Annotated in this window: 12 protein-coding genes and 2 tRNA genes; 8 read left to right on the forward strand and 6 right to left on the reverse strand. The window is 70.2% G+C overall.

Annotated elements, in window-relative coordinates; all coding sequences use genetic code 11:
* Nucleotides 1–3 precede the first annotated feature (3 nt).
* Nucleotides 4–633, reverse strand: a complete 630-nt coding sequence (locus ACE3T5_RS08765) for a hypothetical protein (RefSeq protein WP_374666591.1) — start codon at nt 631–633, stop codon at nt 4–6.
* Nucleotides 633–4,112 carry a transcription-repair coupling factor gene (gene mfd / locus ACE3T5_RS08770; protein ID WP_374666593.1) on the reverse strand — a complete coding sequence of 1,160 codons (3,480 nt, stop codon included), beginning with the start codon at nt 4,110–4,112 and terminating at the stop codon, nt 633–635. The genes ACE3T5_RS08765 and mfd overlap by 1 nt, the downstream gene beginning before the upstream one ends.
* A 141-nt stretch (nt 4,113–4,253) precedes the next feature.
* On the opposite strand from mfd, the gene ispD reads away from it, so the two are divergent.
* Both ispD and ispF read left to right on the forward strand, forming a co-directional pair.
* Nucleotides 4,254–4,961, forward strand: a complete 708-nt coding sequence (gene ispD, locus ACE3T5_RS08775) for a 2-C-methyl-D-erythritol 4-phosphate cytidylyltransferase (RefSeq protein WP_374666595.1) — start codon at nt 4,254–4,256, stop codon at nt 4,959–4,961.
* A complete protein-coding gene (gene ispF, locus ACE3T5_RS08780; RefSeq protein ID WP_374666597.1) occupies nt 4,958–5,449 on the forward strand; it encodes a 2-C-methyl-D-erythritol 2,4-cyclodiphosphate synthase in 492 nt (163 codons plus the stop codon). The genes ispD and ispF overlap by 4 nt, the downstream gene beginning before the upstream one ends.
* On the opposite strand, the gene ACE3T5_RS08785 is transcribed toward ispF, so the two are convergent.
* Together ACE3T5_RS08785 and ompR are read right to left on the reverse strand one after the other, a co-directional pair.
* Nucleotides 5,446–6,918: an ATP-binding protein gene (locus ACE3T5_RS08785; protein WP_374666599.1), complete on the reverse strand. Its 1,473-nt coding sequence runs from the start codon at nt 6,916–6,918 to the stop codon at nt 5,446–5,448. The genes ispF and ACE3T5_RS08785 overlap by 4 nt on opposite strands.
* A 28-nt stretch (nt 6,919–6,946) precedes the next feature.
* Nucleotides 6,947–7,678: a two-component system response regulator OmpR gene (gene ompR / locus ACE3T5_RS08790; protein WP_374666601.1), complete on the reverse strand. Its 732-nt coding sequence runs from the start codon at nt 7,676–7,678 to the stop codon at nt 6,947–6,949.
* Between the two features lie 149 nt (nt 7,679–7,827).
* Here ompR and ACE3T5_RS08795 point away from each other — a divergent pair, with 149 nt between their 5' ends.
* Nucleotides 7,828–8,538 (forward strand): SIMPL domain-containing protein, encoded by a 711-nt coding sequence (locus ACE3T5_RS08795; RefSeq protein WP_374666603.1) that lies wholly within the window; start codon nt 7,828–7,830, stop codon nt 8,536–8,538.
* Between the two features lie 18 nt (nt 8,539–8,556).
* On the opposite strand, the gene ACE3T5_RS08800 is transcribed toward ACE3T5_RS08795, so the two are convergent.
* Nucleotides 8,557–9,327, reverse strand: coding sequence for a 3-hydroxybutyrate dehydrogenase (locus ACE3T5_RS08800; protein ID WP_374666605.1), 771 nt, complete (start codon nt 9,325–9,327; stop codon nt 8,557–8,559).
* A gap of 68 nt (nt 9,328–9,395) precedes the next feature.
* Between ACE3T5_RS08800 and ACE3T5_RS08805 the strand changes: the two genes are divergently transcribed.
* From ACE3T5_RS08805 to rimO, 5 genes are all read left to right on the forward strand, one after another.
* On the forward strand, nt 9,396–10,328 hold the full coding sequence (locus tag ACE3T5_RS08805; protein WP_374666607.1) for an alpha/beta fold hydrolase: 933 nt from the start codon (nt 9,396–9,398) through the stop codon (nt 10,326–10,328).
* Nucleotides 10,300–12,495: a bifunctional (p)ppGpp synthetase/guanosine-3',5'-bis(diphosphate) 3'-pyrophosphohydrolase gene (locus ACE3T5_RS08810; RefSeq protein WP_374666609.1), complete on the forward strand. Its 2,196-nt coding sequence runs from the start codon at nt 10,300–10,302 to the stop codon at nt 12,493–12,495. Before ACE3T5_RS08805 ends, ACE3T5_RS08810 begins: the two co-directional genes overlap by 29 nt.
* A 55-nt stretch (nt 12,496–12,550) precedes the next feature.
* A tRNA-Val gene (locus tag ACE3T5_RS08815) sits at nt 12,551–12,627 on the forward strand.
* Nucleotides 12,628–12,898: 271 nt separating this feature from the next.
* Nucleotides 12,899–13,438, forward strand: a complete 540-nt coding sequence (gene phaR / locus ACE3T5_RS08820; RefSeq protein WP_374666611.1) for a polyhydroxyalkanoate synthesis repressor PhaR — start codon at nt 12,899–12,901, stop codon at nt 13,436–13,438.
* 58 nt (nt 13,439–13,496) lie between these two features.
* On the forward strand, nt 13,497–14,876 hold the full coding sequence (gene rimO / locus ACE3T5_RS08825) for a 30S ribosomal protein S12 methylthiotransferase RimO (protein ID WP_374666613.1): 1,380 nt from the start codon (nt 13,497–13,499) through the stop codon (nt 14,874–14,876).
* Nucleotides 14,877–14,948: 72 nt separating this feature from the next.
* Here rimO and ACE3T5_RS08830 read toward each other — a convergent pair.
* Nucleotides 14,949–15,033: transfer RNA gene (locus tag ACE3T5_RS08830), tRNA-Leu, on the reverse strand.
* Between the last annotated feature and the right edge of the window lie 37 nt (nt 15,034–15,070).

Genomic DNA, 15,070 nt, shown 5'->3' on the forward strand with positions numbered 1-15,070 from the left:
CTTTCAGGCGCCGAGGTAGCGGGCGTCCGACCAGGTCAGCAGCCATTGCGGCCGGAAGGCGACGAAGATCGCGCACAGCATGCCGGTCACGAAGGCATCACCCCAGGCCATGAGCCAGCGCGCGACCAGGCCGAGGTTCGGGTCCACGCCAGGGAGTGCATGGCCGGTCCACTGCGACAGCACGCCGGCCACGAAGAGGCACAGCACCGCGCCCAGGAAGCCGCGGCCCAGCACGTAGACCATGGGGTGCTGCGGCAGGAAGCGGCGGATCAGCGCGCCCAGGGCCAGTGCCAGCGTGGCGGGGACCACGCCCTGCCAGACGGCGAGCGAGACCGCCTGCGTGGCGTCGATGGGCGCGATCAGCCAGGCCACGCCAGCGACGGCGGCGAACAGGGGCATCGCCAGCGGCCACCCCATCATCAGCAGCACCAGCACCGCGCCCGACCACTGCAGCTGCAGCGGCGACTTGTGCAGCGCGGGCAGGGCCCACAGCCACGGCAGGACGACCAGTGTGGCCAGCAGCGGCGTGGCCAGCGGCGAGATGGCGCCCGAGGCGGTGCGCAGCAGCCGCCAGGGCTGCAGGGCGGCGGCCACGGCCAGGGCCAGCAGCGCGAGCGCCAGCTCCAGGGCCATCAGGCCGTCTCCAGCACCTTGGGCTGGCCCAGCGCGCGAAGCACGTCGCGCACCATCTGCGCCCGCTCGCGCGGTTCGGCCAGGGCCTTCTCGATGCGCAGCTTGTCGTTGCCGGCCAGCTTGATGTGCCGGTTCTTCTGCACCAGGTGGATGATGGCCATGGGGTCGATCGGCGGCTGCGGCTGGAAGCTGATGTGGATCACGCCCGGCGCGGCATCGACCTTCACCACGCCATAGGGGCGTGCCATCACGCGCAGGCGGTGCACGTCGATCAGCGTCTGCCCCTGCGTCGGCAGCTTGCCGAAGCGGTCGACGATCTCCTCCAGCAGGCGGTCGATCTGCTCGGGCGTCTTGGCGGTGGCCAGCTTCTTGTAGAACGACAGGCGCAGGTGCACGTCGCCGCAGTAGTCATCCGGCAGCAGGGCAGGCGCGTGCAGGTTGATCTCGGTGGTCACGGCCAGCGGCGCCAGCAGGTCTGGCTCCTTGCCGGCCTTCAGGGACCGCACCGCCTCCGACAGCATCTCGTTGTACAGCTGGAAGCCCACCTCCAGCATGTTGCCGCTCTGGTTCTCGCCCAGCACCTCGCCGGCACCGCGGATCTCCAGGTCGTGCATGGCGAGGTAGAAGCCGGAGCCGAGCTCCTCCATCTGCTGGATCGCCTCCAGCCGTTGCGCGGCCTGCTTGGTGAGGCCTTCCACGTCGGGCACCATCAGGTAGGCATAGGCCTGGTGGTGGCTGCGGCCCACGCGGCCGCGCAGCTGGTGCAGCTGCGCCAGGCCGAACTTGTCGGCGCGGCTGATGACGATGGTGTTGGCCGTCGGCACGTCGATGCCGGTCTCGATGATGGTGGAGCACAGCAGCAGGTTGTGGCGCTGGCCGATGAACTCGCGCATCACGCGCTCCAGCTCGCGCTCGGGCATCTGGCCGTGCGCCACCGCGATGCGCGCCTCGGGCAGCAGCTTCTCCAGCGCCTCGCGGCGGTTCTGGATGGTCTCCACCTCGTTGTGCAGGAAGTAGACCTGGCCGCCGCGCTTGAGCTCGCGCAGCACCGCCTCGCGGATGACGCCATTGCCTTCGTTGCGCACGAAGGTCTTGATGGCCAGGCGGCGTTGCGGCGCGGTGGCGATGACCGAGAGGTCGCGCAGGCCTTCGAGCGCCATGCCCAGCGTGCGCGGGATCGGCGTGGCGGTGAGGGTGAGCACGTCCACCTCGGCGCGCAGGGCCTTGATGGCCTCCTTGTGGCGCACGCCGAAGCGGTGCTCCTCGTCGATGATCAGCAGGCCCAGGTTCTTGTAGCGGATGGAGGCCGACAGCAGCTTGTGGGTGCCGACGACGATGTCCACGCTGCCGTCTTCCAGGCCCTTGGCGGCGGCCGTGATCTCCTTGGCGGACCGGAAGCGGCTCATCTCGGCCACCTTCACCGGCCACTTGCCGAAGCGGTCCACCAGCGTCTGGTAGTGCTGCTCGGCCAGCAGCGTGGTGGGCGCGAGGAAGGCCACCTGCCGCCCGCCGGTGACGGCCACGAAGGCGGCACGCAGCGCGACCTCGGTCTTGCCGAAGCCGACGTCGCCGCACACCAGCCGGTCCATCGGCCGCGGCGACACCATGTCCTGGATCACGGCGTGGATGGCGGCGTTCTGGTCGGCCGTCTCCTCGAAGCCGAAGTCGTTGGCAAACGTCTCGTAGTCATGCGGCGAGAAGCGGAAGGCATGGCCCTCGCGCGCGGCGCGTCGGGCGTACACGTTCAGAAGCTCGGCGGCCGTGTCGCGCACCTGCTCCGCGGCCTTGCGCTTCGCCTTCTCCCACTGGCCGGAGCCGAGCTTGTGCAGCGGTGCCTCGTCGGCGCCGACGCCGGTGTAGCGGCTGATCAGGTGCAGCTGGCTCACCGGCACGTAGAGCGTGGCGTTGCCCGCGTATTCGAGATGCAGGAACTCCTGCAGCACCGGCTTGCCCTCGGCATCGGTGCCCTGGCCCAGATCGAGGTTGACCAGCCCGCGGTAGCGGCCGATGCCGTGCTGCGCGTGCACCACCGGATCGCCGATGGCGAGTTCCGACAGGTCCTTGATCAGCGCCTCGACGTCGCTCACCTGTTCCTGCTTGCGGCGCTTGCGCGCCGTGGGTGTGCTGGCGAACAGCTCCGTCTCGGTGACGATGTCGATGCCGTGCTCGGGCCAGCCGAAGCCGGCCGCCAGCGGCGCGGTGGCGATGCCCACGCGCTCGCTGCTGGCCAGGAACTCGTCGAGGCTGTCGAAGGCGGGCAGGGTGAGGTGGCTCGCGCGCAGGAAGTCCAGCAGGCTCTCGCGCCGGCCGTCGCTCTCGGCCAGCAGCAGCACGCGGTGCGCGCCGCGCGCCACGTGGTCCTTCAGGCGCTGCAAGGGCTCGTCGGCGCCACGCACCACGGACAGATCGGGCAGTGGCGCGATCTCGGCGAAGGCCGATGCGTCCGGCGCAGCATCCGCGCGGGTGCGCACCGCCAGCTGCGGGTGCGCGTTGGCGCGGCTGTAGAACTGCTCGGCGTTCAGGAACAGCGCATCGGGCGGCAGCACGGGCCGCTCGGGATCGCCCTGCACCAGGCGATGGCGGTCCCGTGTGTCCTGCCAGAAGCGCTGGAAGGCCGGCTCCAGATCGCCATGCAGCACCACCGTGGCCTCGGCCCCCAGGTAGTCGAAGACCGTGGCCGTGTCCTCGAAGAACAGGGGCAGGTAGTACTCGATGCCGGCGGTGGCCACGCCGTTGCCCATGTCCTTGTAGATGCGGCTGCGGGTGGGGTCGCCCTCCAGCAGCTCGCGCCAGCGGCTGCGGAAGCGCGCGCGGGCCGGCTCGTCCATCGGGAATTCGCGGCCGGGCAGCAGGCGCACCTCGGGCACGGGGTACAGGCTGCGCTGGCTGTCGGGGTCGAAGGTGCGGATGGAATCGACCTCGTCGTCGAACAGGTCCACCCGGTACGGCACGGGCGAGCCCATGGGGAACAGGTCGATCAGGCCGCCGCGAACGGCGTACTCGCCCGGGCTCACCACCTGCGTCACGTGGTTGTAGCCGCCCAGGGTGAGCTGCGCCTTCAGCTTCGCCTCATCCAGCTTCTGCCGCACCTGGAAGTGGAAGGTATAGCCGGCCAGGAAGGCGGGCGGCGCCAGCCGGTACAGCGCGGTGGAGGCGGGCATCAGCACCACATCCGCCTCTCGCTGCAGGATGCGCCACAGCGTGGCGAGGCGCTCGCTGATCAGGTCCTGGTGCGGCGAGAAGGTGTCGTAGGGCAGCGTCTCCCAGTCGGGGAACAGCGCGCCGCGCAGGTCGGGGGCGAAGAAGGCGAGCTCGTCGAGCAGGCGCTGCGCGTCGCTGGCGTCGGCGGTGACCACGGCGGTCAGCCGGCCTTCGGCGCGCTGACGCGTGGCGAGCCGGGCGAGCAGCAGCGCGTCGGCGGAACCGAGGGGCCGCGGCACGGTCATCCGGCGGCCAGGGGAGAGCTTGGGCAGATCCATGTACAGCGAAGGCCGCCTTGCGGGCCGGCCGGCAAATGCAAAACACCCCGCGCCACGAAGGGGAGGGGTGTGAGCGGGATTGTAGGCGTGTCCTCGATGGCACGTCGGGCGACGGGGCGATCTAGAATCATCCGCACGCCCATGACAGGACCCTCCCAGTCGCCCGCGAAGGCGCGCCACTTCGCCCTGATTCCCTGCGCCGGCAATGGCAGCCGGGCCGGCACGGCCGGCCCTAAACAGTACGAGCGCATCGCCGGCCAGCCCCTGATCTGGCACACGCTCTCGGCCTTCGCCGCCGTGCCGCGCATCGCGCGCACGCTGGTGGTGGTGGCGCCCGGCGATGGCTTCTTCGAGCGCAACCCGACCACCTCTGCCCTGGTGGTGGCCTGCGGCGGCGCCACGCGCGCGGCCAGCGTGGGCAACGGCCTGCGCGAGCTGCGGCGCGCGGGTGCAGTGGATGCCGACTGGGTGCTAGTGCACGACGCGGCCCGCTGCCTGATCACGCCGGAGCTGATCAACCGGCTCATCGATGCCTGCGCGGACGATGAGGTGGGTGGTCTGCTGGCGCACCCGCTTGCGGACACGCTGAAGGTGGAGGATGAGGGCCGTGTGGCGCAGACCGTGCCGCGCGACGACAAGTGGCTGGCGCAGACGCCGCAGATGTTCCGCCTGGGCATGCTGCGGCAGGCGCTGGAGGCCGCGGGCGACCGCGTGACCGATGAGTCCAGCGCCATCGAGTACATGGGCCTGCGGCCGCGGCTGGTGCCGGCCGGCGCGCTGAACTTCAAGGTGACCTACCCGGAAGACTTCGTGATGGCCGAGGCGGTGCTGCGGGGTCGCGCACGATGAACCTGCGCATCGGCGAAGGCTGGGACACGCATGCGCTGGTGCCGGGCCGGCGGCTGGTGCTGGGCGGGGTGGAGATTCCGCATCACCAGGGCCTGCTGGGGCATTCGGATGCGGATGCGCTGCTGCATGCCATCACCGATGCGCTGCTGGGTGGCGCGGGGCTGGGCGACATCGGCCGGCACTTTCCCGATACCGATGAACGCTTTCGTGGCGCCGACTCCGCGGTGCTGCTGGCCGAGGCGGCGCGGCGCGTGCGCGAGGCCGGCTGGCAGCTCGTGAACCTCGACAGCACCGTGATCGCGCAGGCGCCGCGTCTCGCGCCGCACATCGAGGCCATGCGCGCGCGCATCGCGGAGGTGCTCCAGGTGCCTGCCGGCGCGGTCAACGTGAAGGCCAAGACGGCCGAGAAGCTCGGCCCCGTGGGCATGGGGCAGAGCATCGAGGCGCGTGCGGTGGTGCTGCTGCAGGCGGTGGCGACGCCTGGCTAGGCCGGCTCTGCCCGCGCGGCCTCATCGCGCGACGTATGGCTCGCGCTGTTCGTGCCCGCCACGGTGGGCATCTGCCGCGGCCGCTGCAGCTTGATGTGCGCGGCGAGCCCGCCGGAGGCGGTGTTGGCCAGCGCGAAGATGCCGCCCATGCGCTGCACCGTCTTGTCGACGATGGCCAGGCCCAGGCCGGCGCCGGTGGCGGCGGTGCGCGCGGCGTCACCGCGGAAGAAGGGCTTCACCAGGTTGGGCAGCGTCTCGGGTGCCACGCCCATGCCATGGTCCCGCACCTTCAGCAGCACCCATTCATTGCGGGCCCGCGCCGCCACGTCGATCACGGCGATGCCGGTCTCGGGCGTCTTGCCGTAGCGGCGTGCGTTCTCCAGCAGGTTGGAGACGACGCGGCCCAGCTCCACCTCGTCGGCCAGCACGATCATGTCGCGGCCCACGTCCACGTTGATGCGGATGTCGGGCTGGTCACGCAGCGCATACACGCAGGCCTGCACGACATCGGCCAGCACCACCGGCCGCAGCTCGGCGTGGTCGGGCCGGGCGTAGTCGAGGAACTTGTCGATGATGGCGTCGAGCTGGTCGATGTCGGAGGCCATGTGCTGGCGCGCGTCCTCGTCGACGACGCTCATCTCGGTTTCCAGCCGCAGCCGCGCCAGCGGCGTGCGCAGGTCATGCGAGATGCCGGCCAGCATGACCGCGCGGTCCTGCTCGATCTTCGACAGCTGCTGCGCCATGCGGTTGAAGCCGATGTTCACCTCGCGGATCTCGGCCGTCACCGCCTTCTCGTCGAGCCGGCTGGCGTCGAAGTCGCCATCGCGCACGCGGCTGGCGGCGAAGGAAAGCTGCTTGAGCGGCCGGTTGATCAGCCGCGCGATCACCGCCGCGCCGGCCAGCGACAGCGCCGCAGCCGTGAGCAGCCACACCATCCACGTGCGCCCGCCCACCTGGCTGAAGCGCGCGCGGTCCATCAGCAGCCAGTAGGCGTCCTGCTCGATCTGGAAGCCGATCCACAGGCCTTCCTCGCCATTGACGCTGCTGGCCATGACGGTGCCCTTGCCCAGGCGGTGCATCAGCTCGTCGATCACGGCCTGGTCGATGGCGCTGGCGGCGATCGGCGCGAAGCGGTCGGTGGGCTCGCGCGGGACGATGCGCACGCCCTCCTGGTCGGCCAGGGTCTTGATGAGGGACACGCGCGAGATCGGGTCCGCGTGCACCAGGGCCGCGCGGCTGAGGTTCACCAGCGAGGCGATCTGCTGCGCCGTCTGCACGGCGCGCGGCTCGAACTCCAGCGCGCGGAAGGTCTGCAGCCAGGCGACGATGGAGCCCACCAGCAGCAGCGACAGCAGGAAGAAGGTGCGCCAGAAGAGCGACAGGCCCAGGCGTGGCCGCATCTCCAGTGGTGCGGGGGCGGTTTCCAGAGGCACCGGGCCGCTGGGGGTGCCGGGGAGGACGGCGCGCATCGATCAGGCTCCTGCGGCGGCCACCGCGTCAGCCCGCACCATCCGGCACGAACACGTAGCCCACGCCCCAGACCGTCTGGATGTAGCGCGGCGAGGCCGGGTCGGCCTCGATCAGCTTGCGCAGGCGCGACACCTGCACGTCGAGGCTGCGGTCGAAGGGCTCGAACTCACGGCCGCGCGCCAGCTGGGCCAGCTTCTCGCGTGACAGGGGCTGCCGCGGGTGGCGCACCAGCGCCTTGAGCATGGCGAATTCGCCGGTGGTCAGCGGCAGCTCGTCGCCGTTCTTGCGCAACGTGCGTGCGCCGAGATCGAACGCGAAGGGGCCGAAGCTCACCACCTCGTTCTCCGCCGAGGGCGCGCCCGGCGCCTCCTGCGCGGGGCGGCGCCGCAGCACCGCGTGCACGCGGGCCAGCAGCTCGCGCGGGTTGAAGGGCTTGCCCAGGTAGTCGTCGGCGCCGACCTCCAGGCCGACGATGCGGTCCACGTCCTCGCCCTTGGCGGTGAGCATGATGATGGGCGTGCGGTCGTTGGCGGCGCGCAGGCGGCGGCAGATGGACAGGCCGTCCTCGCCGGGCATCATCAGGTCGAGCACGATCAGGTCGGCGGTCTCCCGCAGCATCAGGCGGTTCAGGGCCTTGCCGTCCTCGGCGAGGATGACTTCGAAGCCCTCCTGCGTGAGGTAGCGGCGCAGCAGGTCGCGGATGCGCGCGTCGTCATCGACCACGAGAATCTTGTCGGTGCGGGCGGCGGCTTGGGTCATGAGTGCGGGAATCCGATTTGTAACAGAGCCGATTCTGAAGGGCTGGCGAGGTCGCCGCCCGGCATTTTTCCTGCGCTTTTCACTGTGTTACAACTGTTGCCCCCTCGCGCGCGGAGCGGGTGCGGCAGGGCTCATGCGACGATAGCGCCATGCGCAACCCCCTTCTTTCGATGCTGCTCGCCAGTGCGCTCGCGCTGCCGGCGGCCCTTCAAGCCCAGGTGCAGCCTGCGCCCGAGAACGTGCTGCAGCTGCAGGCCACCGGTAGCGTGGAGGTGCAGCAGGACCTGCTGGCACTCACGCTGGCGGCGACCCGTGACGGTGCCGACGCGGGCGCGGTGCAGGCGCAGCTGCGCACCGTGCTGGAGGCCGCCCTGGCCGAGGCGAAGCGGGCCGCGCAGCCCGGCCAGCTCGACGTGCGCACCGGCGCCTTCAACGTCTATCCGCGCTACGGGCGCGATGGTCGCATCAACGGCTGGGCGGGCCGGGCCGAGCTGGTGCTGGAGGGCCGCGACTTCCCGCGCATCAGCCAGACGGCCGCGCGGCTGCAGGGCTTGACGCTCGCCGGCGTGGGCTTCGCGCTGTCGCGTGAGCAGCGCACCCGTGTGGAGGCCGAGGCGCAGGCCCAGGCGATCGAGCGCTTCAAGGCCCGCGCCGCCGAGCTGGCGCGCGGCTTCGGGTTCAACGGCTACACGCTGCGCGAGGTGTCGGTCACCGCGGATGAGCCCGGCTTCGCGCCGAGACCCCGGGCCATGGCGATGGCCATGGAGGCCAAGGCCGCCACGGCGGATGCCGCGGTGCCGGTGGAAGCCGGCCGCAGCACGGTGACGGTCACCGTCTCGGGGTCGGTGCAGCTGCGCTGAAGGCCGCCGCAGGGCGCGTCACTGCGCGGCCCAGCCGCCGTCCATGTTCCAGGCCACGCCGCGCACGTTGGCGCCGGCAGGGGAGCAGAAGAACACCGCCAGCTCGCCCAGCTCCTCGGGCGTGGTGAACTGCAGCGAGGGCTCCTTCTCGGCCAGCAGCACCTTCTTGGCTTCCTCGTTGGAGACGTTCAGGGCGGCCGCCTTGGCATCCACCTGCTTCTGCACCAGCGGCGTGAGCACCCAGCCCGGGCAGATGGCGTTGCAGGTGATGCCGGTGGTGGCCGTCTCCAGCGCAGTCACCTTGGTCAGGCCCACGATGCCGTGCTTGGCCGCCACGTAGGCCGACTTCTGGGCCGAGGCGACGAGGCCGTGCACCGAGGCCACGTTGATGATGCGGCCCCAGTTGGCCTTCTTCATGCCCGGCAGCGCGTGCCGCGTGGTGTGGAACGCGCTGGTGAGGTTGATGGCAATGATCGCGTCCCAGCGCTCGGCCGGGAAGTCCTCGATGGCGGCCACGTGCTGGATGCCGGCGTTGTTGACCAGGATGTCCAGGCTGCCCCACTGGGCGGCGGCGAACTGCATCATGGCCTCGATCTCGGCGGGCTTGCTCATGTCCGCCCCGTGGTAGGCCACCTGCACGCCGAGCGCCGCCACCTCGGCCTTGGGCCCCTCGGCATCCCCGAAGCCGTTCAGCACGATGTTCGCGCCCTGGCGGGCCAGGGCCTTGGCGATGCCCAGGCCGATGCCGCTGGTGGAGCCGGTCACGAGGGCGGTCTTGCCTTTCAACATGGTCTTGTTTCTCCGGGATGAATTAGGATCGGTGCCGAGTCTGAAAGTATCGGCCCGAACCCGCATCCATGACCGCACCTACGCTGAACTACGTATCCTGCCCGGACGCCGCTGGCGGCCACCGCATGGCCTGGTGGCAGTGGGGCGACGCGAACGCGCCGCACCTGATGGTGTGCGCGCATGGCCTGTCTCGGCAGGGCCGCGACTTCGACGTGCTGGCCCAGGCGCTGGTGGCGCAAAGCGGCGGCGCGCTGCGCGTGGCCTGCCCGGACGTGGTGGGCCGCGGCCGCAGCGACTGGTTGAAGGATCCCATGGGCTACGCCATCCCCACCTACGTGGGCGACATGCTGCAGATGCTGGGCCAGCTGCACGCGGCCGCGCCGGTGCGCACGCTGGACTGGGTGGGCACCAGCATGGGCGGCCTCATCGGCATGGGGATCGCGGGCACGCCCGGCCTGCCGTTGCCGGCCCCGGTGCGCCGGCTGGTGCTCAATGATGTCGGCCCGGTCATCCAGTGGCAGGCCCTCCAGCGCATCGGCACCTACCTGGGGCACGCGGGGCGCTTTGAGTCGGTGCAACAGGCCGCCGACGCCATGTGGGCGGTCTCGCAGGGCTTCGGGCCGCACACGCCGGACCAATGGATGGCCTTGTCCGAGCCGATGGTGAAGCCGCATCCGGAAGGCGGGTTCATGCTGCATTACGACCCGGCCATCGCGGTGCCGTTCCGCGCCATCACGCAGGAGGCCGCGGCCGCCGGGCAGGCCGCGCTCTGGCAGGCCTATGACGCGATCCGCGCGCGCACGCTGCTGCTGCGCGGCGCCCAGTCCGACCTGTTGTCGCCCGACACGGCGCGCGAGATGACGCAGCGCGGCCCGAAGGCGCGGCTGGTGGAGTTCGAGGGCGTGGGCCACGCCCCCACGCTCGTGGCCGAAGGGCAGGTGGAGGCGGTCGCCGCCTTCCTGCTGGCAGCCGATGAAGAGTCACGCGGCGGAGCGGGCTGAGGCCTCCGCGGTCCCCGGCCTCGTCGCCGCGGCCGAGCAGTCGCTGCCGCGCCAGGTGGACGCGCTGGCCCGCGCGCGCGCCTTCGCCGAGCCGCTGATCGCCGGCGAGACGCTGGACACGGGCGAGAACACGCTTGCCCACGCCGACGCCGTGGCCGCGATCCTCAAGACGCTCGGTGGCTCCGAGGCCATGCAGGCCGCGAGCTACCTGGTCTACGCGTGCCCGCACCTGAACCGGCCGCAGGAGGTGATCGCCAAGGCCTTCGGCGACAGCTACGCCGAGCTGGCGATCGAGACCAACAAGCTGGTGCGCGTGCAGCAGCAGGCGCGCGGCGCCGAGCAGCCGGCCGACCTGGCCCGCACCCAGACCGAGAACGTGCGCAAGATGCTGCTGGCGTTCTCGCGTGACCTGCGGGTGGTGCTGCTGCGGCTGGCGTCCCGGCTGCAGACGATGCGCCACTACGCCGCCTGCCGGCAGCCGCTGCCGGCGCCCATCGCTCGCGAGTCGCTGCAGGTCTTTGCCCCCCTGGCCAACCGGCTGGGCATCTGGCAGCTCAAGTGGGAAATGGAGGACCTGGCCTTCCGCTTCCTGGAGCCGGAGACCTACCGCGCCGTGGCCCGCTGGCTGGACGAGAAGCGGGTGGAGCGCGAGGCGTACGTCGAGCAGCTGCGCGAGCGGCTCGAGCAGGAACTGCGCGGCCAGGGCATCGCGGCCCAGGTGCATGGCCGGCCCAAGCACATCTACAGCATCGTGCGCAAGATGCGCGGCAAGTCCCTCGACTTCGACCAGGTGTTCGACGTGCGGGCGCTGCGCGTGATCGTGCCCGAGGTGAAAGACTGCTACGCGGCGCTGGCCTGGGTGCATGCGCAGTTCTCGCCCATCGTGGAGGAGTTCGACGACTACATCGCGCGGCCCAAGCCTAACGGCTACCAGTCGCTGCACACCGTGGTGCGCGACGCGGCGGGCCGGGCCATCGAGATCCAGATCCGCACGCAGGCCATGCACGACCACGCCGAGCACGGCGTGGCGGCGCACTGGGCCTACAAGGAGGCGGGTGCCAAGGGCTATGGCGGCGTGTCGGCCAGCAGCGAGTACGACACCAAGATCGCGGTGCTGCGGCAGCTGCTGGCCTGGGAGCGTGACCTCGCTGGCGCTTCCGCGGGACTGTTCGACGACCGCATCTACGTGCTCACGCCGCAGGCCTCCATCATCGAGCTGCCGCGCGGTGCCACGCCGGTGGACTTCGCCTACAGCCTGCATACCAGCCTGGGCCACCGATGCCGCGGCGCACGGGTCGACGGCGCCATGGTGCCGCTGAACACGCCGCTGGCCAACGGGCAGACGGTGGAGATCGTGGCGGCCAAGGAGGGCGGACCCTCGCGCGACTGGCTGAACGCGGAGCTTGGCTACCTGGCGAGTCACCGCGCACGCGCCAAGGTGCGGGCCTGGTTCAACGAGCAGCAGCGCCACGAGACCGTGGCGCGCGGCCGCGAGGCGGTGGAGCGCCTGCTGCAGCGCGAGGGCCGTACGGCCTTCAAGCTGGAGGACCTGGCCTCGCAGCTCGGCTTCAAGTCGGCCGACGACCTGTTCGACGTGGTCGGCAAGGACGAATACTCGCTGCGCAACATCGAGACGCTGCTCAAGCCGCCCGAGCCGCCGGTGCCGCAGGACGAGTTCCTCGTCACGCGCAAGCTGCGGGCGGCGCCGGCCGCGCCCAAGGGCGGGGTGCTGGTGGTGGGGGTGGATTCGCTGATGACCCAGCTCGCGCGCTGCTGCAAGCCGGCGCCGCCGGATGGCATCAGCGGCTTCGTCACGCGTGGCAAGGGCGTGAGCATCCACCGCGTGGATTGCCCGAGCTTCCGCGAGATGGTCGCCCGCTCGCCCGAGCGCGTGATCGAGGTCGAGTGGGGCCGCCCGCGCAGCGGCGAGGCGGCCCTTTACCCGGTAGACGTGGCGGTGGAGGCGGCGGACCGCCAGGGCCTGCTGCGCGACATCTCCGAGGTGTTCGCCAAGGAGAAGATGAACGTGGTGGGCGTGCAGACGCAGTCGGTCAAGGGCACGGCGTGGATGACGTTCACGGTGGAGATCGCCGACTCGCAGCGCCTCGCCAAGGTGCTGGTGCAGGTGCGCGAGGTGCCCGGCGTGCGCTCCGCTAGACGGCGCTGAAGGGCTTGCGCGGCAGGACCGCCGGATCGTCTGCTAGAATCACAGGCTCAACGACAGGCGCGTAGCTCAGCTGGTTAGAGCACCACCTTGACATGGTGGGGGTCGTTGGTTCGAGTCCAATCGCGCCTACCAAATGCGTTCACTTGCAAATCGCTTGCGCGATTTGCAAGTGACTGATCAGATGGAAAAGGCCGAAGTGAATCCGGCCTTTTCCATGACGGGGCCGCTCTGCGCGTTGCTCCGTGCGGCCCGGAGCGCGCGGTGCGCGGCTCGGGGCACGTGGGGCGGAACCGTCCCGACTTCATAAGGGTATTACCCCGGGCAGCACGGGGGGGCGCTCCCTAGAATCTGCTGCAATGCAATAGCGCCGCCTGCCGAGGCCGCGCCCGAGGAGCCCCCTTCAGTGACCAGCAAGAAAGCCAGCGGTGCGGCGCGACCGGCGCAGCGCGTGATCAAGAAGTATCCGAACCGCCGGCTCTACGACACCGACACCTCCACCTACATCACGCTGGCCGAAGTGAAGCAGCTCGTGATGGAAGGCGAGCCCTTCGTGGTGCGCGACGCCAAGAGCGGCGAGGACCTGACCCGCAGCATCCTGCTGCAGATCATCCTGGAAGAGGAAGCGGGCGGCGCGCCGATGTTCAGCGAGGCGGCGCTCGCCAACCTCATCCGCTTCTACGGGCATGCCATGCAGGGCTTCATGGGGGCCTACCTCGAGAAGAACGTTCAGGCCTTCACCGACATGCAGGCCAAGATGGCCGAGCAGTCGCGCACCCTCACGCCCGAGATGTGGGCGCAGTTCATGAACATGCAGAACCCGCTGATGCAGGGCGTGATGGGCAGCTACGTCGAGCAGTCCAAGACCCTGTTCGACAAGATGCAGGAACAGATGCAGAAGCAGACCGAGCAGATGCTGCAGGCCTTCTCGCTGCCCAAGCGCTGAACGCCGCCGCCAGCCGGCCCGCGCGGCGCGATCCGGCGCCGTCGGAGACAATCACGTGATGAATGACACCTCCCCAGCCGGGAAGACGCCGCGTGTCGGCTTCGTCAGCCTGGGCTGCCCCAAGGCACTGACCGATTCCGAGCTGATCCTCACCCAGCTTAGCGCCGAGGGCTACCAGACCGCCAAGACCTACGAGGGCGCCGACCTGGTGATCGTCAACACCTGCGGCTTCATCGACGACGCGGTGAAGGAAAGCCTGGACACGATCGGCGACGCGCTGGCCGCCAACGGCAAGGTCATCGTCACCGGCTGCCTGGGCGCGCGCGCGGGCGAAGGCGGCGGCAACATGGTGCGGGAGATCCACCCCGCCGTGCTCGCTGTGACCGGCCCGCACGCCACGCAGGAGGTGATGGACGCGGTGCATGCGCACCTGCCCAAGCCGCACGACCCCTTCACCGATCTCGTGCCCGCGGCCGGCATCAAGCTCACGCCGAAGCACTACGCGTATCTGAAGATCAGCGAGGGCTGCAACCACCGCTGCACCTTCTGCATCATCCCCTCGATGCGCGGCGATCTGGTGAGCCGCCCGGTGGGCGACGTGCTGAAGGAGGCGCGCGCCCTGTTCGAGGGCGGCGTGAAGGAGCTGCTGGTGGTGAGCCAGGACACCTCGGCCTACGGCGTGGACGTGAAGTACCGCACCGGCTTCTGGGACGGCCGTCCGGTGAAGACCCGCATGCTGGATCTGGTGCAGGCGCTGGGCGACCTGGCCGAGCCTTTCGGTGCCTGGGTGCGCTTGCACTACGTGTATCCGTACCCACATGTGGATGAAGTGATTCCCCTCATGGCACAGGGCAGGGTGCTGCCCTACCTCGACGTGCCGTTCCAGCACAGCCACCCCGATGTCCTGCGCCGCATGAAGCGGCCGGCCAGCGGCGAGCGCAACCTCGAACGCATCGCCCGCTGGCGCGAGCTGTGCCCCGAGATCGTGATCCGCAGCACCTTCATCGCCGGCTTTCCCGGCGAGACGGAGGAGGAATTCCAGCACCTGCTGGACTTCGTCCGCGAGGCGCAGATCGACCGGGCGGGCTGCTTCGCGTACAGCCCGGTCGAGGGCGCTGCCGCCAATGACCTGCCGGGCATGCTGCCGGCCGAAGTGCGCGAGGAACGCCGGGCGCGCTTCATGGCCGTGGCCGAGGCGGTGTCGGTCGAGCGACTGCGCAGGCGCGTCGGTGCCACCATGCAGGTGCTGGTGGACAGCGCGCCGGCCCTGGGCCGCAAGGGCGGCGTGGGCCGCAGCTATGCGGACGCACCGGAGATCGATGGGACTGTGCGCCTGCTGCCGCCCGAGAAACTGAGCAAGCGCCTCGCCGTGGGCGAGTTCACGCGCGCGCGGGTGGTGGCGGCCGAAGGCCACGACCTCGTGGCGGTGCCGGTCTGAAGGTGCGGCCGACCCCCAAGAAAAAGGCCGGGGATCTTTCGATCACCGGCCTTATCATCATTCACCAAGACTTGGTGCCCAGGAGAGGACTCGAACCTCCACGGAGTTACCCGCTAGTACCTGAAACTAGTGCGTCTACCAATTCCGCCACCTGGGCTTTCAGGATTTGCTGATTCCTCTAAGCATCAACTGGG

Source organism: Ramlibacter sp., from assembly GCF_041916345.1.
GTDB lineage: Bacteria > Pseudomonadota > Gammaproteobacteria > Burkholderiales > Burkholderiaceae_C > Ramlibacter.

Bases quoted from the DNA above. Each gene is read 5' to 3' on its own strand.
- ispF (WP_374666597.1), top strand. From the start codon at position 4,958: ATGAACCTGCGCATCGGCGAAGGCTGGGACACGCATGCGCTGGTGCCG.
- ispD (WP_374666595.1), top strand. From the start codon at position 4,254: ATGACAGGACCCTCCCAGTCGCCCGCGAAGGCGCGCCACTTCGCCCTG.
- ACE3T5_RS08810 (WP_374666609.1), top strand. From the start codon at position 10,300: ATGAAGAGTCACGCGGCGGAGCGGGCTGAGGCCTCCGCGGTCCCCGGC.
- ACE3T5_RS08805 (WP_374666607.1), top strand. From the start codon at position 9,396: ATGACCGCACCTACGCTGAACTACGTATCCTGCCCGGACGCCGCTGGC.
- ACE3T5_RS08765 (WP_374666591.1), bottom strand. From the start codon at position 633: ATGGCCCTGGAGCTGGCGCTCGCGCTGCTGGCCCTGGCCGTGGCCGCC.
- mfd (WP_374666593.1), bottom strand. From the start codon at position 4,112: ATGGATCTGCCCAAGCTCTCCCCTGGCCGCCGGATGACCGTGCCGCGG.
- ACE3T5_RS08800 (WP_374666605.1), bottom strand. From the start codon at position 9,327: ATGTTGAAAGGCAAGACCGCCCTCGTGACCGGCTCCACCAGCGGCATC.
- ompR (WP_374666601.1), bottom strand. From the start codon at position 7,678: ATGACCCAAGCCGCCGCCCGCACCGACAAGATTCTCGTGGTCGATGAC.
- rimO (WP_374666613.1), top strand. From the start codon at position 13,497: ATGAATGACACCTCCCCAGCCGGGAAGACGCCGCGTGTCGGCTTCGTC.
- ACE3T5_RS08795 (WP_374666603.1), top strand. From the start codon at position 7,828: ATGCGCAACCCCCTTCTTTCGATGCTGCTCGCCAGTGCGCTCGCGCTG.
- ACE3T5_RS08785 (WP_374666599.1), bottom strand. From the start codon at position 6,918: ATGCGCGCCGTCCTCCCCGGCACCCCCAGCGGCCCGGTGCCTCTGGAA.